This is a genomic window from Glutamicibacter sp. NPDC127525, assembly GCF_042672105.1.
Classification (GTDB): Bacteria; Actinomycetota; Actinomycetes; order Actinomycetales; family Micrococcaceae; genus Glutamicibacter.
In genome coordinates this window covers 84397-110666 of the sequence record NZ_JBHXVN010000001.1, presented here as the reverse complement: position 1 = coordinate 110666, position 26270 = coordinate 84397, and the positions used below count along the sequence as shown (strand labels likewise).

At 63.5% G+C, this 26270-nt stretch carries 22 protein-coding genes; 11 read left to right on the top strand and 11 right to left on the bottom strand.

Features of this window, described 5'->3' with window-relative positions:
• Positions 1 to 95: 95 nt before the first annotated feature.
• Positions 96 to 1721, bottom strand: coding sequence for a peptidoglycan DD-metalloendopeptidase family protein (locus ACFVHU_RS00430; protein WP_388022949.1), 1626 nt, complete (start codon positions 1719 to 1721; stop codon positions 96 to 98).
• 841 nt (positions 1722 to 2562) lie between these two features.
• Between ACFVHU_RS00430 and ACFVHU_RS00425 the strand changes: the two genes are divergently transcribed.
• The 7 genes from ACFVHU_RS00425 to ACFVHU_RS00395 all read left to right on the top strand — a co-directional run bounded on the left by ACFVHU_RS00425 (position 2563) and on the right by ACFVHU_RS00395 (position 7674).
• Positions 2563 to 3288: an alpha/beta hydrolase gene (locus tag ACFVHU_RS00425; RefSeq protein ID WP_388021849.1), complete on the top strand. Its 726-nt coding sequence runs from the start codon at positions 2563 to 2565 to the stop codon at positions 3286 to 3288.
• 141 nt (positions 3289 to 3429) lie between these two features.
• Positions 3430 to 3633: a DUF6480 family protein gene (locus ACFVHU_RS00420; RefSeq protein ID WP_332488975.1), complete on the top strand. Its 204-nt coding sequence runs from the start codon at positions 3430 to 3432 to the stop codon at positions 3631 to 3633.
• Positions 3623 to 4258 carry a cyclodeaminase/cyclohydrolase family protein gene (locus tag ACFVHU_RS00415; protein ID WP_388021847.1) on the top strand — a complete coding sequence of 212 codons (636 nt, stop codon included), beginning with the start codon at positions 3623 to 3625 and terminating at the stop codon, positions 4256 to 4258. Before ACFVHU_RS00420 ends, ACFVHU_RS00415 begins: the two co-directional genes overlap by 11 nt.
• A 43-nt stretch (positions 4259 to 4301) precedes the next feature.
• Complete coding sequence (locus ACFVHU_RS00410; protein ID WP_388021845.1) at positions 4302 to 4916, top strand: flavodoxin family protein; 615 nt, start codon at positions 4302 to 4304, stop codon at positions 4914 to 4916.
• Between the two features lie 120 nt (positions 4917 to 5036).
• The gene (locus tag ACFVHU_RS00405; RefSeq protein ID WP_388021843.1) at positions 5037 to 5567 is read left to right on the top strand and encodes a hypothetical protein; all 531 of its coding nucleotides are present in this window, start codon (positions 5037 to 5039) and stop codon (positions 5565 to 5567) included.
• Positions 5564 to 6988, top strand: a complete 1425-nt coding sequence (locus ACFVHU_RS00400; protein WP_388021841.1) for a phytoene desaturase family protein — start codon at positions 5564 to 5566, stop codon at positions 6986 to 6988. The genes ACFVHU_RS00405 and ACFVHU_RS00400 overlap by 4 nt, the downstream gene beginning before the upstream one ends.
• Positions 6989 to 7347: 359 nt before the next feature.
• Complete coding sequence (locus ACFVHU_RS00395) at positions 7348 to 7674, top strand: hypothetical protein (RefSeq protein ID WP_286134535.1); 327 nt, start codon at positions 7348 to 7350, stop codon at positions 7672 to 7674.
• A 105-nt stretch (positions 7675 to 7779) separates the two neighbouring features.
• Here ACFVHU_RS00395 and ACFVHU_RS00390 read toward each other — a convergent pair whose 3' ends face one another.
• The 3 genes from ACFVHU_RS00390 to ACFVHU_RS00380 are packed head-to-tail and all read right to left on the bottom strand — an operon-like array spanning position 7780 to position 10932.
• Positions 7780 to 8514 (bottom strand): glycosyltransferase, encoded by a 735-nt coding sequence (locus tag ACFVHU_RS00390; RefSeq protein ID WP_388021839.1) that lies wholly within the window; start codon positions 8512 to 8514, stop codon positions 7780 to 7782.
• On the bottom strand, positions 8507 to 9877 hold the full coding sequence (locus ACFVHU_RS00385; protein WP_388021837.1) for a PIG-L family deacetylase: 1371 nt from the start codon (positions 9875 to 9877) through the stop codon (positions 8507 to 8509). Before ACFVHU_RS00385 ends, ACFVHU_RS00390 begins: the two co-directional genes overlap by 8 nt.
• Positions 9871 to 10932 carry an acyl-CoA dehydrogenase family protein gene (locus ACFVHU_RS00380; RefSeq protein ID WP_133833467.1) on the bottom strand — a complete coding sequence of 354 codons (1062 nt, stop codon included), beginning with the start codon at positions 10930 to 10932 and terminating at the stop codon, positions 9871 to 9873. Before ACFVHU_RS00380 ends, ACFVHU_RS00385 begins: the two co-directional genes overlap by 7 nt.
• A gap of 260 nt (positions 10933 to 11192) precedes the next feature.
• On the opposite strand from ACFVHU_RS00380, the gene ACFVHU_RS00375 reads away from it, so the two are divergent.
• On the top strand, positions 11193 to 11384 hold the full coding sequence (locus tag ACFVHU_RS00375) for a CsbD family protein (RefSeq protein ID WP_105657701.1): 192 nt from the start codon (positions 11193 to 11195) through the stop codon (positions 11382 to 11384).
• A 128-nt stretch (positions 11385 to 11512) separates the two neighbouring features.
• On the opposite strand, the gene ACFVHU_RS00370 is transcribed toward ACFVHU_RS00375, so the two are convergent.
• From ACFVHU_RS00370 to ACFVHU_RS00350, 5 genes are all read right to left on the bottom strand, one after another.
• The gene (locus ACFVHU_RS00370; protein WP_133833468.1) at positions 11513 to 11989 is read right to left on the bottom strand and encodes a pyridoxamine 5'-phosphate oxidase family protein; all 477 of its coding nucleotides are present in this window, start codon (positions 11987 to 11989) and stop codon (positions 11513 to 11515) included.
• 101 nt (positions 11990 to 12090) lie between these two features.
• Complete coding sequence (locus ACFVHU_RS00365; RefSeq protein WP_388021834.1) at positions 12091 to 13221, bottom strand: YihY/virulence factor BrkB family protein; 1131 nt, start codon at positions 13219 to 13221, stop codon at positions 12091 to 12093.
• A gap of 132 nt (positions 13222 to 13353) precedes the next feature.
• The gene (locus ACFVHU_RS00360; RefSeq protein WP_388021832.1) at positions 13354 to 15456 is read right to left on the bottom strand and encodes a catalase; all 2103 of its coding nucleotides are present in this window, start codon (positions 15454 to 15456) and stop codon (positions 13354 to 13356) included.
• A gap of 234 nt (positions 15457 to 15690) precedes the next feature.
• Positions 15691 to 16911: an ammonium transporter gene (locus tag ACFVHU_RS00355; RefSeq protein ID WP_332728541.1), complete on the bottom strand. Its 1221-nt coding sequence runs from the start codon at positions 16909 to 16911 to the stop codon at positions 15691 to 15693.
• Between the two features lie 260 nt (positions 16912 to 17171).
• On the bottom strand, positions 17172 to 17831 hold the full coding sequence (locus ACFVHU_RS00350; protein ID WP_388021829.1) for a hypothetical protein: 660 nt from the start codon (positions 17829 to 17831) through the stop codon (positions 17172 to 17174).
• Positions 17832 to 17940: 109 nt separating this feature from the next.
• Between ACFVHU_RS00350 and ACFVHU_RS00345 the strand changes: the two genes are divergently transcribed.
• Complete coding sequence (locus ACFVHU_RS00345; RefSeq protein WP_388021827.1) at positions 17941 to 18615, top strand: DNA-3-methyladenine glycosylase; 675 nt, start codon at positions 17941 to 17943, stop codon at positions 18613 to 18615.
• Between the two features lie 64 nt (positions 18616 to 18679).
• Here ACFVHU_RS00345 and ACFVHU_RS00340 read toward each other — a convergent pair whose 3' ends face one another.
• Together ACFVHU_RS00340 and ftsY are read right to left on the bottom strand one after the other, a co-directional pair.
• Positions 18680 to 20812 (bottom strand): acyltransferase family protein, encoded by a 2133-nt coding sequence (locus ACFVHU_RS00340; protein WP_388021825.1) that lies wholly within the window; start codon positions 20810 to 20812, stop codon positions 18680 to 18682.
• A gap of 440 nt (positions 20813 to 21252) precedes the next feature.
• Positions 21253 to 22434: a signal recognition particle-docking protein FtsY gene (gene ftsY, locus ACFVHU_RS00335; RefSeq protein WP_105657694.1), complete on the bottom strand. Its 1182-nt coding sequence runs from the start codon at positions 22432 to 22434 to the stop codon at positions 21253 to 21255.
• 176 nt (positions 22435 to 22610) lie between these two features.
• Between ftsY and ACFVHU_RS00330 the strand changes: the two genes are divergently transcribed.
• Positions 22611 to 23846, top strand: a complete 1236-nt coding sequence (locus tag ACFVHU_RS00330) for an MFS transporter (protein WP_388021822.1) — start codon at positions 22611 to 22613, stop codon at positions 23844 to 23846.
• Between the two features lie 285 nt (positions 23847 to 24131).
• The gene (locus ACFVHU_RS00325; protein WP_388021820.1) at positions 24132 to 26201 is read left to right on the top strand and encodes a cell wall-binding repeat-containing protein; all 2070 of its coding nucleotides are present in this window, start codon (positions 24132 to 24134) and stop codon (positions 26199 to 26201) included.
• The last annotated feature ends 69 nt before the right edge of the window (positions 26202 to 26270 follow it).

The following is a 26270-nucleotide window of genomic DNA, read 5'->3' as shown; positions in this document are numbered from 1 at the left end:
GCTGTGCAGCGTTTCACCAGTTGTCTCTTCCCCAGCGCCACGCTGCTCCCGCCCAAAGGGACGGGAGCAGCGCCAGGGAACCGGGCAGCCAAGGACTACGGTTTGGCCTCGCTGGCAGGTGGTGCGGCCGCTGCCGGCGCCTGCGGGGGCTTCGCCGGGGCAGCCGTCTTGGGCTTCACCGCCGCCGTCGCCTTCGGCTTCGGCTTGGCCGGTGCCTGGGCAGTTTTCTGCACAGCCGGCGCTGCAATAACAGGCTTGGGCTTGGGCAGGGTTGCGACCGGCGCCTTGGCGACCAGCTTCACGGGCGCTGCAACTTTAGGCTTGGCCGGGGCCGCGGCCTTGGGCTTCGCTGGCGGCTTGGCCTGCTTTTTCGCAGCCGGCACCGCGACCTCGGGCTTGGACTTTTCAGCCGGTACTTCCTTCGCGGCCGGCTTTTTCGCAGTTGTGGACTTGGCCGGTGGCAGGGCCTTGGCCACTGGCGGTTTCTTCTCCGGCTCTTGTGCTTGCAAGTCCACGGTCTTGGGTTGGGCTGCACCTATTTGGCGCTCGACGCGGGCAGCAGGGTCCGTGGGATCCTCGCTGGCTGGAGCATCCTTACCGCCTGGATCCGGGTCCTCCCGGGGCTCGACACCTGTTTCTTCGCTGGGTCCAGGCACTTGGGTCGGTTCAGAAGTTGGCGTGGCGTTAGTCGATTCCGTTGCCTCCGGAACGCTATCCGGAGCTGATGGCGACACGCTGGAAGGTGATGCCGAAGGACTTGGCGACGCGGTCGGAGCCGCCGACGGGCTCGGCTCACCAAATGGTCCATTACTCGGCGTCGGCGCTGCGCTCGACGCGCTCGGCTTGGCCGAAACGGGTGCCGGTGACGCTGATGCAGATGGCGTGGCCTTCGGGCTTTCGGTATTCAACTTTTGTGGCGGCTCGGGTTTCTTGCTCGGCTCTGGTGCCGCTTGCGCCGGACGCGGGGTCGGGCGGAGCTTGCCGGTTTCCTTTTTCGGCTGGGCCTTCGGCTTGGCTGGAGCGGCTTGCTTCTTCTTGCTCGCCGCTGGCGGCTGGAGCGGATCCGCGTGGGTGTGCCTCGTGGTCTTCGGCGGCGCTGGATGCTCCGTTCGGGTCGATCCGTAATGCCTGGCCGCCCCGGCGTACTGCCCGCTTCTTCCTGTTGCCGGTTGATGGCGCATCGCGCTGCCGGCATCGACTGCAAATTGCGTCGAAGCGAACAATGCCTGGCGCTGCCCTCCGCCTGAAGGAAGGTAGTTGCGCGGATTATGCCATTGGCCATTGACGATGACCTCGAAGTGCACATGGCACCCCGTGGAATTGCCGGTGGTCCCGGCCAGGGCGATGATCTGGCCTTGGACGACAAGCTCGCCCACTCTGACGAGCAAGAGCGAATTGTGGCTGTACCCGGTTAGCACCTCATGCCCGTGGTCAATGGTGACGCGCTGGCCCGAATGCCCGGCCCAGCCCGCAACGACCACCCGGCCCGACTCGCTGGCGCGCACGGGCGAACCGCAGGAAATTGGATAGTCCTGGCCGATATGGATTTGGCGGCCGAACCCGGTCGGGTTGAACCTCCAACCGTACGGGCTGGAAATCCGGCGGGTGGCCACTGGATGCTCCAATAGCAGACCAGGGCTCAGCATTGCCGGACGAATGCCCTGGTCGGCAGCTAGCGGCGCGGGCTGTGCCAGCGCTCCAGGGCTTGTCTTTGCTGTCATCGCTGCCCGATTGGCGGCCACGTGGGCCAGCGGGTCGGGCGCGGGCCCTCCGGCCCTTCCGCCAAGTGAACTCAGTCCGAGGACTTGGATAGCGGATGCTCCGCCCAGATCCGGTGCGGTGACAGCCTCGCTCCCGAGCGCCAGCGCTGGCGCGGCGGGAAAGGCCAGTGTGCTTGATTGGGCTCTGGCTGGCACTGCACCGGCCGCCCCGGGCCAAGCCAATGCACTGCTTAAAGCGAAGGCCGCTGCAATGGCCAGCGCCCCATACGGAAGCCGCCGGCCATTCCCCAAAACGCCGCGCGGCACAGAGCTGCTTAAACCATGATGTTGTCGTTTCATAACTTGCCAGTCCCCCAAAAACTGCAACTACTCAACAGAACCTCAGAATAGCCCCGGCACGATGATTAATCCATGGCTAGTTGAAGCCTTCTTCAGCAGCGTGAGGATTCCATGCACCACCGCTTTCCCCTCTGCGCCATCGCGGCCACGCCACGCGCGTGGAAATCCAGCACCGGCTCGATGCGGTTTCGGCACCTGCGCGAGGCCCGAAGCACCCTGGAATCCGCCAAAACACTATCCATCGCCAGGCCAGCCAGCACCCGCTGTAACCGAATTCGGGCTGAACTTTTCAAAGCCCCACATGGCACGTGGGCTGGCACAGGCTATGAAGAGGGCCTCGGCTCGCCGCCGCAGCAGAATGGCGGGCGGCCCCACGCCTGGAATTCCCCAGGCCGGGCAATGTCGCTGCCGGACTCAGCCCTACTCATGTGGTGATAATGCTCTTGGGACCGCGCCGCGGCGCAACCGGTCCCACAGCGCAACACGCAGCAAAGGAGCACCGGTGGAGACCAGCACCCTGTCCAGCAGGCTATCGCGGTGGGCGGTATTGTCCCGCGCCTGGCTGCAGGATTATCTCTATGCCGGTGCCTGGCAGCTGCGTTCGCTGATGCCAAGTGCCGAGGCCGGGCGCCTGCGCTCCGGCAGCCATCCGGCAGCCGAACCGGTGGTGCTGATCCCGGGAATCTGGGAATCCTGGAAATTCCTGCTCCCGCTGGCCAACGCACTGCACCAGGCCGGCCACCCGGTGCACGTGATCCCGCAGCTCGGCTTCAACCGCGGCACGGTGCCGGAGATGTCCCAGGTGGTCTCCAGCTACCTGGACCGGGAGCAGCTCGACGATGCGGTGCTGGTGGCGCACAGCAAGGGCGGACTGATCGGCAAGTACCTGATGTCCGCCTCGCCGCAGGGCTACCGGATCAATCGGATGATCGCCATTGGCACCCCCTTCTCCGGTTCGCGCTATGCACGCTATGCGCCGGTCCGCTCCCTGCGCTCGCTGTCCCCCAACGACCAGGGCCTGCTCAAGCTCTCGGCCAACCTGAGCGTGAATTCCCGGATCATCTCCATCTACAGCAGCTTCGACCCGCACATCCCCGGCGGCTGCGACCTGGCCGGAGCCACCAACATCAAGCTGCCCACGCTGGGGCATTTCCGCTTGCTGGCCGATGCGCGCCTGCACGCCGCCGTGCTCAAGCACCTGGCACCTGGACTGCCTCCGGCCAGCTGAATTCCGGCAGGCAGCGCACCGCAATCCGTGCGTTCCGTGTGAATCGCCCGGTGCTGTTGAGCCCGCCGGGGCCCTGGCCTAGCGTGAGCGGACAAGGGCTGGATCCCCAGCCCGCAGCCCAGAAGCAGACAGGAGCAGCCAATGGACCCGCAGGAATCCTCCGCGTCGCAGCCCGACGCACAGCAGGATGAAGCCCAAGAGGCCAACCGCGACGCCGCAGCCACCTCCAACCCCGACCCGGAGCAGCAGCTGATTACCGGACTGGAACCGGGCGGTTCGGTGCCGCCGGGCGAAACCCCGCCCGGCGAAGGCTCGATGAGCCAAGACCAGGGGCATGGCGAATAGCGGCCCGCAGCGTCCGATCAGCGAGGCACGCATAGGACGCTGGCTTGAAGAACTGGCCGAATCGGACGGGAACCCGGGCGGCGGAGCCGCGGCGGCACTGATGCTCGGTGCCGCCGCCGCGCTGATGTCCATGTCCGCCGGCTACGTCTCGGCATCCGGACCCGCCCACGCAGAGCTCGCCGGCCTGCAGGCCCGGGCCAAGCAACTGCGGATCGACGCGCTGGGCATGGCCGACCGGGACGCCAAGGCCTCCGCGGATTTCGGGGAAGCCTCCGCGCAACCGCCCTCGGAGCAGCGCGACCGCCAGCTCGCCGCGGCCTGCTTGCAGGCCGCGAAATCCTCGGCCACACTTGGTGCGCTGGCCATGACCGCCGTGAACGACCTGCGCTGGCTTGACCAGCACGCCAAACCGCAATTGGTGGCCGATGTCGCCGCCGCGCTGGGCATGGTCCGCGCAGTGCTGCAAGCCGCCAGCAGCAACCTGCGCTACGACCTGTCCCAGCTGCCCTCCGGCCCGGCGCACGCGCAGCACTCCGGATTACGGGATACCGCAGCATCGCTGGAGCGCGCGATGCAGACCGCCGCGCAGCTGGCCGCACGCGTTGATGCACGTATCAAGCGCTGATCCGGCTGCCCGGGAGCACCCTCGATGACAAGGAATGATAGCCATGGCCCAGACACCGATTAATGCACTGATCCTGGTCTGCACCCTCTCCCCATCGCCCAAAGCCTCCAGCAGCGACCTGCTGGCCCGGCAGGTGGCGGCGGAATTCACGGAGCACCAGGTCCACTCCGAGATCCTGCGCATTGCCGATTTCGACGTAAAGCCCGGAGTGCTCAAGGACATGGGAGGCGGCGACCAGTGGCCGGGGATCCGGCAGAAGCTGCTGGCCGCGGACATCCTGGTGCTGGCCACCCCGATCTGGGTAGGCCACCCCGCGAGCCTGGCCCAGCGGGTGCTGGAGCGGCTGGATGCCGAGTTGTCCCAGACCGACGAGCAGGGCCGCCCGATCCTCTTTGGCAAGGTGGGCGTGGTGGCCGTGGTGGGCAATGAAGACGGCGCGCACCACGTGATTGCGGATCTGGGCCAGGGCCTGGCCGATGTCGGGTTCACCCTGCCGGCCCAGGGCTCCACCTATTGGGTGGGACAGGCCATGCACACCACCGACTACCAGGATCTGGACCAGACCCCGCAGGTCACGGCCAACGCCACGCAGATCGCCACGCGCAACGCGGCGCATCTGGCGCGGCTGCTCAAGGCCCGGCCGTTCCCGGCCCCCTAGCCGCCGGATGCTGGGTGCTGCCTGCGGATCAGCGTCCGGCCATTGGCCAGTGGCGGCCGGTGCCCTAGCGTTTCAGCCAGCAGAAGACTGCAATCCCAGGCGAGAACTAAGGACGGGCCCATGCCGCACAACACCATCGACCAGACGACCTTGCACCGGTACCTGAGCGAACACCTGCTGGGTTCCGAATCGGGGCTGAACCACTTCAAGGCCGCCCACGGCACCTGGGCGGACACCGCCTATGCCCAGCGTTTCGAATCGCTGCACCAGCAGGTCAAAGCAGATCAGGATGACTTGAAACGGATCATGGACCGGCTGGGCTGCACCAAGCGTCCGCTGGCCCGCCTGCTCGCTCCGGCGGCCAAGCTCGCCGGGCACGTCAACCCGTTCAATCCGCTGCGTATGCGCAAGCTGGCCGCCGCGCAGGTGCAGCTCGATGTGCTCACCGGGCTGCTCAATGCCAAGCTGCGCATGTGGCAGACGCTGTTGCTGATGCTGCCCCATGATCCGCGCCTGGACCAGGCGCTGCTGCAGGACCTGTCGCACCGCGCAGAGTCGCAGATCAGCCAGCTCAAGGCGCTCAGCGACGAGACCTGGCCCGAGCGCTTCGCCCCGCCAGTGCACGATGAGCAGGGGGAACACCGCCCATGACCCCAAAGAAAGCGAACATTGTCGGCGCCGGCCCCAATGGGCTGGTCGCCGCGGCGGTTTTGGCCGAGCAGGGATTCGATGTCCAGGTCTTCGAGCGCAATGCCCATCCCGGCGGGGCCGCGGCCTCCGGCAGCACGTTGGGCGAGGGCACCATCGTGGACCTGGGAGCTGCCGCCCACCCCTTCGCCTATGGCAGCCGGGCCTTCGCGCATTTCGATCTGGCCGGCCATGGGCTGCAGTGGGATTTCCACGGCTATCCGCTGGCCCACCCGCTGGACGACGCCGAGTCGGTCTTCCTGCACCAGGACCTGGAAGCCACCATGGCGCAGTTCCCCGCCGACCGGAAGATCTGGCAGCTGTTGCACGGGCCGCTCGTGCGCCATCCGCAGGAGATCCTGGACAATGCCACCAGCCCGCTGCTGGGCATCCCGCCGCATCCGGTGCTCATGGCACGCTTCGGGCTGCGCGCGCTGCCGCCGGCGAAGCTGCTGGCCGCCGCGTTCCGGACCCGGCAGGCCGCGGCGCTCTTTGCCGGATCCAGCGCGCATTCCATGCTGCCGCTCTCCCACCCGTTCACCTCGGGATTCGGCGTGCTCTTCGGGGCCTTGGGCCAGTCCTGGGGCTGGCCGGTGGCGCACGGGGGCACCGGCAGCATCATCGACGCGCTACTGCGGGTGCTCGACGGGCTGGGGGTGCAGATCCATACCGGGCACCAGATCACCCACCTCGCGCAGCTTCCCGATGCGGACCTCACCTTCCTGGATGCAACGCCCCGCCAGGTAGTGCAGCTCGCCGGCGACCAGCTCCCGGCACGCCTGCGCCGGCGGTTCGAGCGCTGGCGCTATGGCACCGCGGCCTACAAGGTGGACTACCTGCTCGATGGGCCGATTCCCTGGAAGGATGCGCGCACCGCGCAGGCCGGCACCGTGCATGTGATCGGCGATGCCGCCGAGCTGGCCCGGGCCGAGCGCCGGGTCGCCGCCGGGTCAATGCCCGAACGCCCGTTCGTGATGGTGGTCCAGCCTTCGAGCGCCGATGCCTCGCGCGCCCCGGCCGGCCGCCAAGTCATCTGGTCCTACGCTCACGTGCCCCAAGGCTACAGCGGGGATGCCGGTGCGCTCATCGATGCGCAGATCCAGCGGTTCGCGCCGGATTTCAAGGACCGGATCGTGCAGCGGGTAGTCACCGGACCGGCGCAGCTGCAGGCCTGGAATCCGAATCTGGTCGGCGGGGATATCGGCGGCGGATCACTGGCCGGCACCCAGCAGTTCTTCCGCCCCTCGCCCTCGCTGAATCCCTATTCGCTGGGCGTGCCGGGACTGTACCTGTGCTCCTCCTCCACCCCTCCGGGCGGTGGGGTGCATGGCATGGCCGGCTGGCATGCGGCGCACCGGGCGCTGCGTGATCTTGGGCGGGACTGAACCGCGCAATCACGGTAGCTGAATAGGGATACTGACTAGTAGAGAATAAAGTCTGGGAATTTCCTCAGAATCGCGGCCTGTTCGCAACAACTTGGTGGGCCAATGATAATTTTTTATCGAGTCCCCCACCGCTGGCCGCATGGTCCACAGCGTATTTCAAGGGCCACGCTGCCCAGTCCGGAGGGACAGATAACTGCATTGTTGAAGTGAGAAGTATCGTCTAGAAGTGGAGGGTAGTTCACATGCCAGGAAGGCTAGTCAGGTCCCAGACCGCGTTGCGCGTAGCAGAGCTGCTGGGATCACGCGAGGGAAGAAGGCATCTGAGCAGCTATGGCTGGACCCAAGGAATGCCAGTGGTCATGACACAGCCTTTGGAAGCGCTCGATGATGTGATGGGCCTGGTCTCGGTGCACAAGCGGCCGGTGCTGGTCGCGATGGTTGAACCGCAGACCGAGGAACTGAAGTTCTTGCACATTTCCGAGCCGTCTCCAGTCTTGGAAGTGGTTCAGGCCAGCGCGCCGCGCAGCAAGATCAAGGATCTGTTCGGCCAGGCCGAGCACAGCGGAATGGCTGCATTCCGTGTGAAGTACTGGCAATACACTGCGCTCGCCCACGCGGTTCCGGCTTTCGACGCCAGCAAGCTGGGACACAGGTACGCCACGCAGGAGTCCGGCAGCAGCGTGTAACCGCAAGCACCGCCGCAACGGGCACAGCCCCCGGGAAATCGCGCATCCGCGCAGATTCGCCGGGGGCTGTTCCTATGCCAGGGACCGGGACCGCTTACTTGGGCACTACCGGGCGTGGAGCATCTGGTGATCCAGCGCGGCAAGATAGTCCGCGAAGCCCTCGCACAACCGCCCGCGCAAGCGCCCCGAGGTGATCGCCTGCAGGCGGGCCGTGGCCTGGACCCGGTAGCCGGCGCGGCGCAGCGCCTCGACCAAGGCCACATCCTCCCGGGCCGCCAAGGGCTCGAAGCCTCCAACATCCAGGTAGGCAGCAGCGCACACTCCGAAGTTCGCGCCGTGGATATGGCCATGCCCCTCGATCGGCTGGTAGGCCTGCTCCCATAAGGCGAAGATATGCTCATCGAGTTCGCCGCGGTCCGGTTCCACGGTTCCGGCCACCGCATCGGCCCCGCCGGCGTGCAGGCAGGCAAAGCCCTCCAGCCAATGCTCGGCGACGCAGGTATCCGCGTCGGTGCTGGCCAGCCAGATGGCGCTCGGGTCCGCGTCCGCGCCGAAGCTGGCCAGGGCGTGGCGTGCCCCGGCAGCCCGGCTGGCTCCGACATTACCGAAGCTGGCCTGCAGCAAGCTGATCCGCTGATCTGCGCTAATCTGCCGCTGGGCAACCTGTACCGTGCCGTCGGTGCAGCTATCGGCAACCACGATGGCCCGGACCTGCAGCTGCGGGCGGGCACGCGCCAACCGGTCCATGGCCGCGCGCACCGAATCCAGGCAGCGGCCCAGGCGTTCTTCCTCGTCATGGGCCGGGATGATGACCGCCATGGCCGCCAGCTGCCTACCCATGGGCACCAGCGGGCTTGCGCAGTATTTCAAGCAGGAAATCGGCCTCGCGATGCTCCACGATGCGCTCCCACCCCAGTTCTCCCGCCATCCGGTGCACATCCTCCCCGTCCAGCGGCCAGCCTTCAATGGGATGCAGCCAATGGCAGAGCACCAGCTCTCCGCCGGCTTCCAGTGCGGCAGCACTGGCGGCGAGCACCTGCGCCAATTCGTCGGCGGCCAGGAAATAGCCGATCTCGCTGAGCACTACCAGCTGCACGCTCCCCGGCTCCAGCTGCGGAAATTGTTGGGGCACCGTGGCCTGCAGCAAGCTGACATGCTCCATTCCGGCCACGGCACGCCGGGCCTGGACTAGCGCTGTAGCGCTGGCATCCACCGCCAGCAGGCTGGTGCTGCGGCGGCCCAGTTCGGCGCTCTGCACCCCGATGGAGCATCCCAGCTCCAAAACCGCCGCATACTGTTCCCGGGGCAGGGAGGCGAGCAGGATCTGCTGCTTGCGCTGCTCGTAGCGGCTGCTGCGGTATTCCCACGGATCTTCGCGTTGCCCGTAGAGCTCGTCGAAGACCACCGGAGCCGACGCGGCGTCCTTGTGGCCAGGCCAGGTGGCGCGGAAGATCTCGGCGCCGCGGGAAAAATGCTGCAGGAAGCCTTCGCTAAGGAGGACTTCGTCTCCTGGCAGGGCGGACAGCGGCCGGGTTTGGGAACGGTGGGCCTCCAGGGCGCGGGCCTTGGCATCCGCGCTGGATGCATCCAGGGCCAGCCGGCGCCAATGCCTGAAGCTGGGCTGCCGGTCCGGTTGCGCCCAGTGCCAGAACCAAATGGGGAATTCCAGATGGCAGGCATTGTGCGCCAGGGCGCAGTCCGCGGCGAGCAGGCCCAGGATTTCGTGGTCCGGGTGCCCGTCGCTGCGGTAGGTGCTGGCGATCAGGCAGCGCTCGCCGGCGTGCTGCTCAAGGGCTGCGCGGATCGGCTCCTGCTGCGCTTCGAGTTTCCCGTCGCCCAGGCCCAAGCAGTGCAGATGCAGCGTTCCGCTGCGCGGTCCTTGTACGCGCAGCGTGTCCATGGCCTCGGCCAGCTCGGCCTGGCGCAGCGCGGCCAACTGGGCCGGGGAGTGTGTGGTGGAGTCCGGATGCGAGGCTTCCCCGAAGCTGCAGACGATCACGTGGACATCGATCCCCCGGCCAAGGGCCATGCGGATCAGCCCTCCGGCTCCCAGCGTCTCGTCATCCGGGTGGGCGGCCAGGACAACCACCGATGCGATTGCGTGGAAGAGCTTCTCCGGATCCAGTGCGGCGATCCGCTCAAGCCCAGCCTGCTGCCAGCAGCTTGCAGATGTTCCCTGGTCCTGATGCGTGAAGTTCACCATGCGCTGCCACTTTCCGTTCCGGCGCGGTCCGCAATCAACTGGCCCAGCGCCGCGTCGTCGCGGGCCGCGTGGTGCTGGCGCAGATAGATGCCCAGGTCAGCTGCACGCCGCGCATGCTCCTCATCGGCGGTCAGCGGGCCCGGACCGGTGGACTGGCCGCTGAGCTGCAACACCCGCTCGCAGGCCCCGGCCACCTGGCCGCGGACCCGATGGGCCGAAATGGCATCCAGCGCTCCGGCATCGGCCAGCCCGGCGGCCTGTTCCAGCAGCGCGGCGCAGCTGGCCAGCAAGCGGTCTGCTTCGCCGAGCCAAGCAAGGGCCAGCTGATCCGGGGTGCGCGCTTGGGCGCTGCGCAGCAGATGGCGGTAGATTCCCACCGCTGCCCCGAACCAGCAGGCGGCCACGCCAACGCCCCCGACAGCGAACCCGGGACGGGACAGGTACCAGCCGGCGTCCTGCACCGGTTGTGCCGGCACGCCGGTGAAGTTCACGCTGCCGCTGGGCAGCTGCGCCATGCCGCGGCTGACCCAGGCATCCGATGCCGGTTCAACGCCCGGATGCCGCAAGGAAACCATGAACAGCCGGCCACCATCGGGCGTGGGGGCGGTGACCAGGGCATGCGTCAGCTGCGCGGCCAACGAGCACCAGGGCTTGGTGCCGTTCAGCTCCCATCCCCCGCCGGACTGGCGAACCGCTTCCAGGGTGGCGTTGGGCGGCTGCGCGGCGAAAACGCCCCATGCAGTGCCGGCCGGCCACGACATGCCCGCCTGGTTCAGGATTCCCGCGGCATCCAAATGCGGTTCCAGCGTCCTGGCCGCGACCAGGTCGGTGGCGGCCACGGAGGCCAGCAGTTCCCACAGGCGCTGGGTCTGTCCGGCCGCTGGCACCGGAGGTTCCTCCCCCGAACTTTCCAGCGTACGCAGCATCGCTTCCGGGTTGCCCTCGCAGCGCACGGCGGCCGCACGCACCGCGACTTCGGCGCCCCACCATAACTCGCTGTTGCGGGGGCGGGATCCTGGTTCGGCTGCACTAAACGACACCGGCCGCTGGTCCATCGATTCTCCTTCTCTGCGCGGAACTTTTGGCCAGTCTAGGTCACGGCCCATTCGTGCCCGGCCCAGCTGAATGACTCCTGATAACCGCAAAGAACAGCGCAACGCAGCGAGGCAGTTTATGGGATTGGCCGCCGCGACGGCGGCACTGTGATGATCTGCAAAGTTGGCCGCAAGCAAACTTTCAGCTTCGGGACCCCAATTTGCAATCTGCCCTATAGTTCAAGTTGTCAGTAACCAGATCCACACAGGAGGTAAGAATCATGGGAATTGGAGACAAGATCCAGAACAAGGCCCAGGAAGCATCTGGCAAGGCCAAGGAGGCCTACGGCGATGCCACTGATAATGAGCGCCTGCAAGCCGAAGGCGTGAAGGACCAGGCCGCCGCCAAGGCAAAGCAAGCAGGAGAACACGTCAAGGACGCCGCCAAGGATGTCAAGGACGACCTGTCCTAAACCGCACCACCAGCTATGCCCCATGGATACGAATCCATGGGGCATAGCTCTGCGCCAGGCAATGTGCACAGCAATACGGCCGCTGCTCCAGGAATTTGGAGCAGCGGCCGTTGGCGGTTTTCGGCGTCCTAGAGTTCGACGCTATTCGAGTCCCCGGGCTCGGCAGGTTTGCCGGTGAGCTTCTGCTTCACCCAGCCGGCCACCAGGCTCGCTGCCCCACCGGGGTTCTCCCAGTATTCAGCGGAGTCGGCATCGACGCGCAGCAGCACAGTCTGCGCAGATTCCGGGCCTTCGCTGGCGAAGGTCTCCACCGCGGCGTTCCACAGTTCCTTCTTCTTGGCGACATCGAGCACCACCTCGGCGTGGCCGCTGACCGACACCCACGCCTTGGATCCGCTGAACGCGGCATTGACCAGTCCCTGGGCCCGGATTTCCTGGACAATCCCGGCGTCGGCGGTAGAGAAGAACCAGAGTTCTCCTTCGTCGGTGGCTTCAATCAGCGTCAGGGGGCGGCTGGCCAGCCGTCCAGCGCTGAGGGTTGAGACCATGGCGATCCGCAGGTCCTGGATGATGCTGATGACTTTGCTTGCCTCGTCGTTGGCCATGAAGAGCTCCTTTGTCTTGGAATGATCTGGTCGTTTCACACGCTACCGAGGTGCTGGCCCGCGCCAAGGGGCGTCAGGCGATGGCCAGCTTCGGCTCCTGCTCAGCTTTCCGGGTTCCGCCTGGAATCCGGATCCGCTTGCTCTTCGGCGTCCAGCTCGCTGGCGAAACGCAGCTGCCGCCCGTCGCTGATGTCCTGCTCTTCTTTTTCCTCCTGCTTCATGCTGGCCTTGGTATCCCGCGGCGGAAGCTGGACCGAGCGCTCGGCGGCAATCCCCGCCTGCAGCTGGCGCCCGCGCTCGGCTTCCGCGTCGAAGACCGCGCCGAACAGCAGCGACAGGTTGGCGATCCACAGCCACAGCAGCAGCACGATGACCCCGCCGATGGCGCCGTAGGTCTTGTTGTAGTTGCCGAAGTTCGAAACGTAGAAGAAGATGCCCACGGTCGCCAGCGCCAGCACGAGCAGCGCGATGGCCGAACCGAGGCTGATCCAGCGGAACTTCGGTTGCTTCACATTGGGAGCCCCGTAGTAGAGCACGGCCACCAGCACAATCGCGCACAGCACGATCACCGGCCATTTGGCGATGTTCCATATCGCCACCGCGCCCTCGCCCAGCCCCATGGCGTTGCCCAGCGCCTGGGCCAGCGGACCGGAGACGATCAGCAGCATCCCCAGCACGGACACGGCCACAAGAAGCACCAGTGTCAGCAGCAGCATCAGTGGGCGCAGCTTGTAGAACGGGCGGCCTTCGGCCACCTCGTAGATCTGGTTCATGGCCCGTCCAAACGCCCCGACATACCCCGAGGCGCTCCATAGCGCACCGACCAGACCGGCAATCAGGGCCAGGCCTGCCGACGGGGCCGATGCCAGCTGCTCGATGGGCTGGCGCAGGGTTTCGACCACTTCCTTGCTGGCCAGTTCCTCGATCAGCGAGAGGATGTTGCGGGTCATGTTCTCCGCCTGGCCGGCAACTCCGAGCAGGGAGACTACCGCCAGCAGGGCCGGGAAGATGGAGAGCATCGCGAAATAGGTCAGCGCGGCCGCCATATCCGTGCATTTCTTCCGGGAGAATTCCCTGATGGAGCGCTTGCCCGCGTATTTCCATGACCTGGAGTGCATATCCGGCGGGGAATCGGGTTTGGATTCGGCATCGGGTCCAGGAGCGTGCCGGGCCTTGGCAGCGGTTTCGGCCGAGTTCCCGTTCCCGGCATGGCTATCGGTTCCTGAAGGCATCTTGCACCTCTTTTCATCAGCTATCTGTGCCAGTTGATTGCCGCCGGCCCTGCTGCTGGGCCAGGCCGGCGCGGCAGGCAAATCGAATCATGCACCTGCCGCGCCGCCCGCTAGGCCAGCTGGGCCGCGCTGCTACTCGGCGACCGGGAAACGCTCCCACGCGCGGTGGGTGGACAGCAGCTGCTCCGCGCTTTCGGCAACCGCCGAAAGCTCGACCAGCGCGATGCCCGGCGCGTCATCCTCCAGGCCCACCGCTTGCAGCAGGCCATCGGAGAGCCCGTCCAGGGTGATGATGGCCTTGTTGTGCCGGTAGGCCTCCGCGACCAGCAACGCCACGCGCGGGTCGACGGGAACCCCGCCTGCCCCCAAGGCGCCGGCCTTGGCATCCAGCGCAACCGCGGCGTCCGGGGCCGGCGGCAGCGGGCCGATGAGCACCAGCGCATCGAATTCGATGGAGCGCGCCGTCAGGTAGGTGCGATCAATGGGCAGGTCCGGGGCCACCTCGCCACCGGAGGCCGAGACCAGCAGCGGGGACATTCCGCGTTCGGTCAACGCTTGGGCGATTCCCGGCACGTGCTCGTGGTTGCCGGTATTGAACACCACCCCGACCTTGCGCCCGTCCACCGGCCAGGACTTCCCGATCTGCGACAGCGCGGGACTGGCCACCGGGTCAGCCAGCTCCATGGCTGCCGGCTGAGGCAAGCCCAGTGCCTTGGCGACCCCGGCGGCCAGCTGGCTATCGATCTTGGCCAGGCATTCCACCTGCCGCTGGCGGATCGCGGTATCGGTGCACTTGCCCAGCTCAAAGGAGTAGGCCTGCTGCACATGGGCGCGCTCCACGGCCGAGAGGCTGATGTAGAACAAGCGGGCCTGGCTGTAGTGGTCCGAGAAGCTGGCCGGTTCGGAACGCACCTTCTTGCTTTCAGGCACCGGCTGCGGGAAGTCCAGCGGAGGCTGCTGCCCGGAAAGAACCTCCGACATGTACGGGCAGCCGCCATCCAGCGAGTTCGGCTTGTACGGCGCGATGCCCTTGGGCACCCGGTGCTGGTGGAAGCCGTCGCGGAACATGTCGTTGACCGGCGAGTCCGGCGAGTTGATCGGGATCTGCGCGAAGTTCGGCCCGCCCAAGCGGGTCAGCTGGGTGTCCAGGTAGGAGAAGAGCCGCGCCTGCAGCAGCGGGTCGTCGCTGATATCGATGCCCGGAACCAGATGCCCGGGGTGGAAGGCGACCTGCTCGGTCTGCGCGAAGTAGTTCTCCGGGTTGCGGTCCAGCACCATCTTGCCCAGCGGCTGGACCGGAGCCAGCTCTTCTGGGACGAATTTCGTCGGATCCAGCAGGTCGATGCCCTCGAAGACCCCCGAGCCGTCGTCGGGGAAAATCTGCACGCCCAGTTCCCATTCGGGGTAGGCGCCGGCATCAATGGCTTCGGCCAGATCGCGGCGGTGGAAGTCCGGATCCGCGCCGGCTGCCAGCTGGGATTCTTCCCAGGCCAGCGAGTGCACGCCGAGCTTTGGCTTCCAATGGAACTTCACCAACGAAGATTTGCCCGCCTCGTTGACCATGCGGAAGGTGTGCACGCCGAAGCCTTCCATCATGCGCAGCGAGCGAGGAATCGCACGGTCGCTCATCTGCCACATCACGTGGGCCTGGGCGGGGGTATGCAGGGAGACGAAATCCCAGAAGGTATCGTGGGCCGATTGCGCCTGCGGGATCTCGGTATCCGGGTGCGGCTTCGCGGCATGGACCAGATCCGGGAACTTGATGCCATCCTGGATGAAGAACACCGGGATGTTGTTGCCCACCAGGTCGAAAATGCCCTCTTCGGTATAGAACTTCGTGGCGAAGCCGCGGGTATCGCGGGCTGTGTCCATCGAGCCGCGGGAACCGACCACGGTGGAGAACCGCACGAAGACCCGGGTCTGCTTGCCCGGCTTGAGGAAATCGGCCCGGCACAGCTCGGAGGCGTTGCCGTAGCTGATGAAGGACCCGTGGGCGCCAGCGCCACGGGCGTGGACCACGCGCTCCGGAATCCGCTCGTGGTCGAAGTGCATGATCTTCTCGCGCAGGTGGTGATCCTGCAGCAAGGTGGGCCCGCGCTCTCCGGCTTTCAGCGAGTGGTCGGTATCGCTGACGGGAGCTCCCTGGTTGGTGGTCAGGAATTCGCTGTCCTGGCCGGGGCCGGACAACACCGGTTCCCCTCCCGGGCTTGCTTGCTGTTGTGGTTCGCTGGCCATGGCACTCTCCTAGCTGCTTGGGAATAATCGGCTGGTGAATGCCACGCTAGGGGCCGGTGCACGCCTGATGCCAGCGCGCTAGGCGATTCCCATGATTTACACATGTGCCCGCCACCGGGCGTGAACACGCCAGGACCGCCGGTGGCTGCATGGCCCACCGGCGGTCCTGGTAGGACGTTTCAGAAACGTCCTGCCCCTCGTGCTTGTGTTGCGTTACTTTCCAGATTCCGCTCCTTACTTGGAAACCAGCTGGTATCCATTTTCGTTGTGTTCCGCCTCGTCGATCCCGGCAATTTCGATATCTGCCGTGACACGCCATGGGCTGAACTTTCCAATGACCGTGGCGATGACCCAGGTCATCACCGCGGAGAAGACCATGACCACAATCAGGGTGGCTGCCTGGGCGATCAGCTGGGCGACGCCTCCGCCGTAGAACAGTCCGCCAGCGCTCTCCTCGGTTGGCAGGGCGAAGAAGCCAAGGAACAGGGTTCCGATCAAGCCGGCGACCAGGTGCACGCCGACAACATCCAGCGAGTCGTCGTAGCCCAGCTTCCATTTCAGGTTCACTGCCCAGGCTGCACCGGCGCCAGCCAGGACGCCCAGCAGCATCGCGGCCCACGGGGCCACGTCTGCACAGGAAGGGGTGATGGCGACCAGGCCGGCCACCAGGCCGGAGGCGACGCCCAGCGAGCTGGGGCGGGAACCGCGAAGCTTCTCAACCAGGATCCAGCCAAGGACGGCCGCACCCGGAGCTGCCAGGGTGTTGACCCAGATGAGGCCGGCCTGCTCGACGGTGGTCGCCGCCCCGGCGTTGAAACCGAACCAGCCGAACCACAGCAGGCCGGCACCGAGCATGACCAGCGGGGTGTTGTGCGGCTGCGGACGGTCGTGGAAGTTATGGCGCTGGCCCAGCTTCAGGGCCAGGACCAGGGCTGCGATACCCGCGTTGGTGTGGACCACTGCGCCGCCGGCGAAGTCAATGGCTTCGCCGAAGATGCTGCCCAGGAATCCGTCTGCTGAGAGCAACCCTCCACCCCAGACCCAGAAGGCCACAGGTGCGTACACCAGGGTGACCCACAGCGGGACGAAGAACAGCCATGGCGCAAAGCGGGCACGGTCGGCGATGGCTCCGGAGATGATGGCTACCGAGATCATGGCGAAGGTACCGGCGAAACCGGCGGCGAGCAACTCGGACTGCTCGGTGTTGTGCATGGCGAAGTCGCTGATTGGATTGCCGACGATTCCGGCGATGGCTGGTTCCCCGGCGGAGAACGAGTAGCCCCAGAGCACCCAGACAACGGCGGTGATCGCCGCGGCGGAGAAACTCATCAGCATCATGTTCACCACGCCGGTGGCGCGAGTCATGCCGCCGTAGAAAAGTCCCAGTGCCGGTGTCATCAGCAATACGAGTGCGGCAGCTATCAGGATCCATAAGCTGGCTACATCCAACTCCATCTGGATCACTTCCCCTCAAGGTATTCGGTGTATCGGTGGTGTTATGACTATCTAACGCGCTCGATGTTTCCGAACACTCGCTGCTTCGTTTCCGCTGTGTATCAAGTTCCTGCCGGGGGTAACGTTTGCTTCTCGGCAATGTTTCGCCGCCGTTTCGAACAGTTCACGGTACTGCTGGCCGACGGTCAAAAGAACAGCCCGGCATCAGCAGAAAGTGCTTTCTGCTGATGCCGGGCTGGCAAGGTGGACGCCGGCAGCGGCTATAGCCGCTTGATCTTCACGACCTGGAACTTCGGCACCGTAGTGGATCCGCCGATGGTCGTGTCGTAGCTCAGGGATCCGGTCACCGTAGCGGTGATTTGGACAATGTCCTCGGCCACGATGTCATCCAGCGCCTCGCAGTCCTCCAGGCCGTCACCGGCAGTGAACATCGAATTGTGCTCGTAGTCGTATTTGCCCACCTGCGCGTGGCTCAGCTCGGCACGGAAGGTGCAGGGACCGGTCGCGGAGTCGAACTGGGTGACCAGGCCGTAGAGAATCACGTTCTCATCAATGTGCGAGTCCGGTTGCTTCACGATTTGCGCCAGAGCCCGCTTAGTGACCTTCTTGGCCTTGTTGGCCTTGGTTTTTTCCGCCGCGGCCTCAGCTTCCCTGTCTTCCTTTTCCTTCGCCTTGCGTGCCTTCTGGGCTTCTGCGGCTGCTGCGCGTTCTTCCTCGGCTGCGCGAAGCTCTGCTGCTTCTTCCTCGGCCAGGGCCAATTGCGTTTCGGTTTCTGCCAGCTGGGCTTGCAGTGCGTCCTTTTCAGCAGATATTGCTGCGCTCGAAGCTTGCGCAGCCTCGAACTCTTCTGCCGATACCCCGCAGGCAGCCAGCGTTAGCATTCCGGCCAGTGCGGTTGCAGTTGCTAAGAACCTTTCCATGCTCATTCCCCATTTCTCGAGTGCGAGTTGCTTGAACCCCCAAGTTTCAAGTACCCATGATCCTTACAGGGGCCGGGGACAATTTAGCTGGAGCAGGCACACTGGAAGCATGGACCGATCTTTCTTCTTGCCCGATGCCCTGGACGTTGCGCCCCGGGTGCTCGGGGCCACGCTCACCGTGGATTCGATTGACGGACCGGTCAGCGTGCGCATCACCGAAACCGAAGCGTACATGGGCCTGGGAACCGCAGGGCCCTACGATCCGGGCAGCCACTCGAAGGACAGGAAAACCGAACGCAACGCGTCCATGTTCCTGGAACCCGGGCACGCGTACGTGTACTTCACCTATGGAATGCACTACGCCCTGAATTTCGTCTGCTCACCACCAGGAGCTGCGTCCGGGGTGCTGTTACGTTCTGGCGAAATTATTTCCGGCGCCGACCTGGCCCACGCACGAAGACTGGAGAAGCGGCCCATCCGCTACGCCCGCAATCCCATCCCGGAAATCCAGCTGGCCCGTGGACCGGGGAACTTGGCCACCGCATTGGGCCTCACAAGACTGGAACATGACGGGCTGGATCTGTTCGCTGCCCCCTTTACCCTCCATGCTGCCCCTGGTCTCCCGGAAGCTTTGCGCACTGGACCCCGCGTTGGCGTCGCGGGGATAGCCGGCGGTCCGCAGTTCCCCTGGCGATTCTGGCTGCCCGATGAGCCAAGCGTTTCCGCATTTCGCCCGGGCCGCGATGCTCCCGGGGCAGTCACGGGCATTAGGAAACAAAAATAGGCTCTGGCCCCAACGCAATTAATGCGTTGAAGCCAGAGCCTATCGAGCAAGGTGCCGCAAAGCCCTATGCTGCCGGGAACAGTTCCTTCGAATCCAGTTCCTTCTTCAGTCGGGATTCCAGGGTCTGGGACAGGGACTCGGCAAAGGTTTCGGTCAAGTGCGAGTGGTCCCAATAGGCCACAATGCCACCGACTACCGCAAAGCAGCGTCCGTCCTCGCACAGTTGGTCATTCATGTCCACATCAATAATATTCGGCTTGTCCAGGGCCTTCACCGCATCTACCTGCGGATCCATCGGGATCCATTGCTTCGCCTCGCCACTGCATTCGCTGAATTCGCCATCGCTGGAGGCCACGCAGTCAGGCACATTCTCCACGGTCTCCCCCGGGAAGGACGTATCCCGGATGACCGCTACAGCGGCGCCGGTGCCGGCCCAGTCCTGGAGAATCTTTTCGTAGGCCTGCTGGGCAGGTTCAGCGGTGTTTTCCATTTCGTATCCGGAAACCGGAAGGGACTGGCGGTTGGAGCTGATCACCAGATCATAGTCTTCCTTTTCGATCTGCTTGGTCACCCAGCTGCCATAATCAGCGCAGCCCTTTTCCCGTGCCTCGGAGTCAAAGACCTGGGGTTCGCCCATGACGGCGCAACGGCTGGCCAAATAGGTATCAATACTCCAGCCATTCTTCTTCGCCATCGGTTCCAAGGCAGGAATCCACTGGCCTGCATGCGAGTTTCCAACCAGTGCTACCTTGATCTTGCCATCACCGTAGTTGCATACCGGGCGGTCCTTGTAGTCGGCGTCCTGGCTGGCGAAGCAATCATCCTTGTAGACGACCGGCTTGTCGGTCTTCGCGACTACCGGGGCGGGAGCCACCGGCTGGTAGGCCGTCTCGATATTCACTGCTTCGCCGCATGATTCACTGAGCGACGCGGCACCGAAGCAGTCTTCGCCCAGCTCCTTTTCGACCTGGGCCAAGGCCTTGTCGACGTCTTGGGCGTCATTGATGATGCGTTCGGTGTTGAGGTAGAAAGCTCCGGCAACCAAAGCCAAGACGAGGCTGCCCGTGGCAAGGAAGCGTGGCGCCGTGAGCAGTACCGAAGCGTCAATGAACTTACGGAATCGAACCTCGACAAGCTTCTGCGTCAAAACAGCCAAGACCAGCGTCAAGGCCAGGGCAATGATCTTCTGGGGCCATTTGAAGTCATCCACCATGAACGGCATCAGGATCAATAGCGGCCAATGCCAGAGATAGATGGCATAGGAATTGTCACCGAAGAACTGGAACGGCTTGCTGCTCAAGAACATGTTCGGCGAGTACTTGTGCGTGGAATGGCAGAGCAGGATCAGTGCGGTGCCGAATACGGGAATCGCTGCAATGTATCCGGGGAATGGCATCTGCCCGGTAAAGGCCACCGCGCTGAATGCGATGGCAAGGACTCCGCCCCACGACCCGATCAAGCTCATCGCATCCTTCTTGGCCGCATGCGCACGCGTTCCCAAGGCCGCCACCAGGGCGCCTGCCGAGAATTCCCAGACTCGGGTAAAGGTCGAGAAGTATGCGCTGCCCGGTTCAGTCGCGGTTGCGTATAGCGAGTATCCGAAGGAAATCAAGAAGACGGCGCTGATCCCGGCCAACGCGGCGGTTGCCGGCTTGATTCCGGACTTGATGGCAGCAAAGATCAGCAGGCCGATCAGAATTGGCCATACGAAATAGAACTGCTCTTCTGCAGACAGGGACCAGAAATGCTGGAAGGGGCTTGGAGCTTCGCCTTCGGCAAGGTAATCGACCTTGGTCAGTGCCAGGTACCAGTTCTGGAAGTAGAACGTCGCGGCCATCGCTTGCAGTCCCCAGTCCTGCCACACCGTGGACGGTGCGAAGAACCAGATACCCAAGACGCTGGCCAGGATCACCAAGAAGGAGGCGGGGATCAGCCGCTTGACTCGCCTCATCCAGAAATTGACGACATCGCCAATGTTTTTCGTCGGCTTGGCGAGCAGATGCGAAGTGATCAGGAATCCTGAGATCACGAAGAACACGTCGACTCCGACGAAGCCGCCGGGCAGATAGTGCCCCCAGAAGTGGTACAGCACAACAACACCTACGGCGATGGCGCGCAGGCCCTGGATGTCCATGCGGAAAGCTCTGGGCTGAGGGTCCTGCTTGACTGGTATGGGCAGGTCTTGGTTCGACGACACTTCTGGATGGATCCTTTACCGGCTGGTCTGGCCGCACGGGGGCATCCAGAATCAACCGGAGTATCCCTCATGCAGTGCGTACAGATTGAAGGGACACACTTCCCCACAAAACATCTTTACCCAAGTAATCTGGACGTTTTCTGTAGCGCTGGTCACTGCTTCCTTGGGTGACCTGCTGCCAGAAGGCGCCGGAAAAGTTCCATTCACTCACTGACTAGATCTTTTCCGTGGAGGCCCCAAGGAGAGTTTCGGACCCGGGATCGAGTGGTGTGACTGACCTCACTGCAAGATTTCCTTGATTCCAACCCCTGTGTGCGCCCCATGGCCCAACAGGAACAAAACCGCTCTGTGCAGGAATTGCAGATGCGCAGCGCCCGCTTAAACAAGATCTCCCCGCCGCAGGAGACGACGGGGAGATCAAGAAAATATGGAATTATCGATTAGCCTTCGAGCAGTGCGTCCACGAAGTCTTCCGGGTTGAATGGCGCGAGATCATCCGGGCCCTCGCCCAATCCCACCAGCTTCACCGGAACACCGAGCTGACGCTGGATAGCCACGACGATACCGCCCTTGGCAGTGCCATCGAGCTTGGTCAGCACGATGCCCGAAACATTGACAACCTCGGAGAAGACCTTGGCCTGCTGCAGGCCGTTCTGCCCGGTGGTCGCATCGAGGACCAGCAGGACTTCGTCAATGGTGGCCTTCTTCTCGACCACCCGCTTGATCTTGCCCAGCTCGTCCATCAGGCCGACCTTGTTCTGCAGGCGGCCAGCGGTGTCGATCATGACAATGTCGACTTCCTGCTCGATGCCCGCGGAAACGGCTTCAAAGGCAACGGAAGCCGGGTCGGCGCCGTCGATTTCGGAACGCACGGTAGGCACACCCACGCGGTCGCCCCAGGTAGCCAGCTGCTCGGCGGCGGCCGCACGGAAGGTATCGGCAGCGCCCAGCAGGACGTCCTTGTCTTCAGCAACGAGAACTCGCGCCAGCTTGCCGATGGTGGTGGTCTTGCCAACCCCGTTGACCCCGACCACCATGATGATGCTTGGGCGGTCCGGATGCGGTTCAGGCAGGTAGCTGCGGTCCAGGCTAGGATCCACCAGCTTGAGCAGTTCCTCGCGGAGCATTGCCTTGACGCGAGCCGGGTCCTTGCTGCCTTCAATCTTCACTCGTTCACGCAGTGCGTCAACAAGCTCAAGCGCAGGCTCGGTACCCAGGTCTGCCATCAGCAGGTTTTCTTCAATCTCTTCCCAGACATCCTCGTCAATCGAGTCTTGGCTGAGCAGGGCCAGCAGGCCCTTGGAGAACATGCTGTTGGATTTGGTCAGTCGCGCACGCAGCCGGGCCAGGCGGCCCTGCACTGGTTCTGGAACATCGAGCTGTGGCGCAGCAGGTGCGGCAGGCTCTTGGACCGCGACAGGCGCATCGCTTGCACCGGCAGTGTCCGCTGCGGCATCAGTATCGCCCTCAGCGCTCTGGCCAGCTGGCAAGTCGTCTGCATCGCGCTCTGACGTATACGGAGTCTTGGGCTTGCGGCCCTTGGTGACGAAGGCAATGACGCCAATGGCCACCACGGCAACAACCGCGACAATGATGATGGTTAATATAAGCGAATCAGACACGCTCTAAATCGTCTCATATCTCCAACGATTTAGGGATCATATGGCAGGCAGCACCAGCATCAGCATATTTTGCATTCAAGGCTAGACTGGCAGGTGGGTTGCTTAGCCCCGCTCGTCGTTCCAGAAAGGCTGAGGGTTACTGCTCGCTGAGCGGCAGAACCATCTGTTCAATTGATATGGCATTGAAAACCACCCGTGCTGCCAAGGCGCCCATCCCCCAAGAGATCAGCGTATTGCTGGTTGCGGCATTCATCATCGCATTGGGTTTCGGGCTCATCGCCCCCATCTTGCCCCAGTATGCAGTGAGCTTTGATGTCGGCAATGCGGCCGCCACGATTATCGTCAGCATTTTCGCCTTTACCCGATTGATTTTCGCACCGGTAGCAGGCGTTCTGGTAGGCAAGCTCGGCGAGCCCAAGATCTACGTCACCGGCGTTCTGCTGGTTGCGGTATCGACTTTGCTTTGCGCTGTGGTCCAGGACTATACGCAGCTATTGATTGCTCGTGGACTGGGCGGGTTCGGGTCGACCATGTTCACCATTTCAGCCATGGCATTAATTGCGCGCCTGGCTCCGGAGAAATCCCGTGGACGCATCTCGGGCTTGTACGCCGGCTCGTTCCTCTTGGGCAACGTCTTCGGCCCGGTTCTTGGAACCTTGCTTGCCCCGCTTGGCATGCGTATTCCGTTCTTGATTTACGGCACCGCCCTGGTGATTGCCGCAGGCGTGGTCTACATGGCCTTGGGCCGTCGCCGCGATCTGGATGCAGATTCGGCAAACCCGCGATCAAGGCATTCCGATATTGAAGTGGTGACCACCCGCGAGGCGCTGGTCTCCCCCGCCTACCGGGCGGCATTGTTCTCCGGGTTCAGCTACGGCTGGCTGGCGTTCGGCGTGCGCAACAGCATGATCCCGCTTTTCGCCTTGGCCGTGTTCGGCCAAACCATGGGTGCCACGGCCGCCGGACTCTCCATGACGGTGTTTGCCATCGGCAATGGTTGCGCGCTGGTGTTCTCCGGTCGCCTGACAGACAGCATTGGACGCAAGATCCCTGTGGTCCTTGGCATGAGTGTCCTGCTCGTGTCCATTGGCGCGATGGGGTATTCGACGTCCCTGGTTGGCTTCATCGTCTTCTCGGTCCTGGCCGGCATTGGCGGCGGGCTGCTGGGCCCAGCTCAGCAAGCGTCCGTGGCTGACGTGATTGGTTCCGGCCGCAACGGCGGCAAGGCACTGGCCGGATTCCAGATGTGCACCGATCTAGGCTCCATCATTGGCCCGCTGCTGGCCGGGGCCATGGCCGACATGATCAGCTTCCAATTGGCCTTCAACATTTCGGCTGTCGTGGGCTTAGTCGGTGTGATTGCCTGGCTGTTGGTTCCAAAGACCATAAAACCGGTGGAATTGGCCGATTAAGCAATTCCGCAGTTTTGGATTTCCCTTGGCATCGGCGGCGATATTAATTCGCGGAATCTTGCCGGGAAACATCGGGTAGATATACTAGCAATGGCTTTCGCCATTTCACTTGCACTCGATTATTCAGGGGAATCCATGCCGGCTATCCGGACGCGACGATCCAAAGCTCTATCAATTGCGGTTATAGCCGCACTTTCCATCCCGCTTTCTGCTGGTCCGGGGTTCGCCGCGCCAACAGAAAAGCCCTCCGCTCAAACTGTTCAGTCTCCCTCGCCCACTGCTACCGTGGATGATGCGCCGGAACCATCGTCTGCGCCGTCTCCCGAGGCCGAGGCCACCGGGACCAGCACCAGCGAAGTTGAGTCCGAGGCGCCAGCACCAAGTGCGCCGGCTGCTATTGCCACTCCAGCAGCTGAAGAAATTTCCAAGGCACTGTCCAAAGACGATGATCTTTCCAAGAAAGAACGCGTACAGCTAGCCGACAAGGCGCTGGCCGAAATGGAGCTCGAGCACCTCGATGCCCAGCTGGGCCAGGGTGCCAAGCGAATTGCCGAAACCGGTGACGCGACGATCCCTACCATGGATGAGCTAGCGGATCTCGCGAAGCTGTCTTCAAATGATTCTGCGACTTCAGTTCCGTTCCAGGTGGGCGCGCCGGCTTCCCTTGATGAGTTGCGGACCTGGCGTCCACCGGGCACCCTTGGGATCGATGTTTCCCGCCATCAAGGCGACGTGAACTGGTCCACTGCCAAGGCAAATGGGGCACGTTTCGCCTACATCAAGGCCACCCAGTCGTGGCCTTCTTCCTTGTACAAGGACCCTAAGTTCAGCCAGAACTACACCAAGTCGCGCAATGCCGGCCTGATTCGCGGTGCGTACCATTTCGCCATGCCTGCCCATTCTTCCGGTGCTGTTCAGGCCAGGGAATTCATGGCCAACGGTGGTGGTTGGACCAATGACGGGTACACCATGCCCCCACTGCTGGATATCGAGTGGAACCCGTACAACAAGACCGCTTATCCGCAGGGCAAGGGCGATATGTGCTACGGCATGACGCCCTCCCAATTGGTTACCTGGCTCAAGGACTTCGGCAATACTGTCAAGGCCAAGACCGGTCGCCTGCCGATGATCTACACGGCCCAGTCGTGGTGGGATGAGTGCACGGGCGATTCTGTAGCGTTCAAGTCCTGGCCACTGCACGTCTCGATCTTCCCCACCGCTGACGTTGCGAAGAATCCCCGCGAACTTCCTGAAGGCTGGACCACGTTCAATGTCTGGCAGTATTCTTCCAACTCCAATTTGTTGGGGTCAACGAAGAATGTGGATGCCAACGTGTGGAACGGCGATCTGACGTCGCTGCGCGACTTTGCGAAGAACCGCCGCAGCACGCAGTACAAGCTGACTACCAGCTACTTTGGCAATATGGATGTCTGGCCGACCCGCTTGGGCCCATCACGCATGTCTGGCGCCAACCGCTATGGAACGCCTGTTGCGATCTCCAAGCGCACCTTCCCCTACGGGGCCAAAACTGTTGTCGTGGCTTCCGGCGAGCACTTCGCTGACGCACTATCAGTTACCTCGCTGGCCAACCGCCACAATGCACCCCTGTTGCTGACCAAGCAGGCCTATCTGCCGAGCTCAGTGGCTGCGGAAATCAAGCGGCTCAATCCGTCCCGCATCATCATTGCAGGTGGCCCAACCGCAGTCAGCAGCAAGACGTTCACGCAGCTGAAGAAGTATGCACCGGTATCCCGAGAAGCAGGAAACACGCGCTATGGAACCAGCGCAGAGATTGCTACGAATTGGTCTTCTGCCAAGAACGTGTTTGTGGCATCTGGACGCTCGTTCCCTGATGCCCTGTCCATGGCAGCTGTCGCGGCAGACCGCAAGGCTCCATTGCTGCTGAGCAGTAAGAAATACGTGCCAAGCACCATCTTGAAGCAGCTCAAGCGCCTGAATCCCTCCACCGTGTACTTGGCTGGTGGGCCACTGGCAATATCCAGAAATGCGGAAAACGAGATCCGAAAAGCGCTTCCGAATGCCAGGATCGCTCGTTACGGCGGAGAAACACGTTATGACACCAGCGCTGTCATCGCGAAGGCCTTCTGGCCAAATGGTGCGCAGCGCCAGTTCATTGCCAACGGCAAGAGCTTCCCCGACGGACTGAGCGGTGCCGTTGCTGCAGGCTACAATGGCGCGCCCATGCTGCTGGCTAAAAAATCCTGCCTGCCCAAGTCCATAGGTTCAGCGCTGACCGGCATGGAAGGTTGGACTAATGTGCTGATTGGCGGTCCACTGGTTCTCGACGAGACTGTGGCCTACCGAAATGACGGCTCCCTAAATACGTGTTCGTAGGCGTTGCGAGTTAGGGTTCGCCTAGCTGCACAGAGGCTCGTAGTTGCTGTTTGGGGCAACTACGAGCCT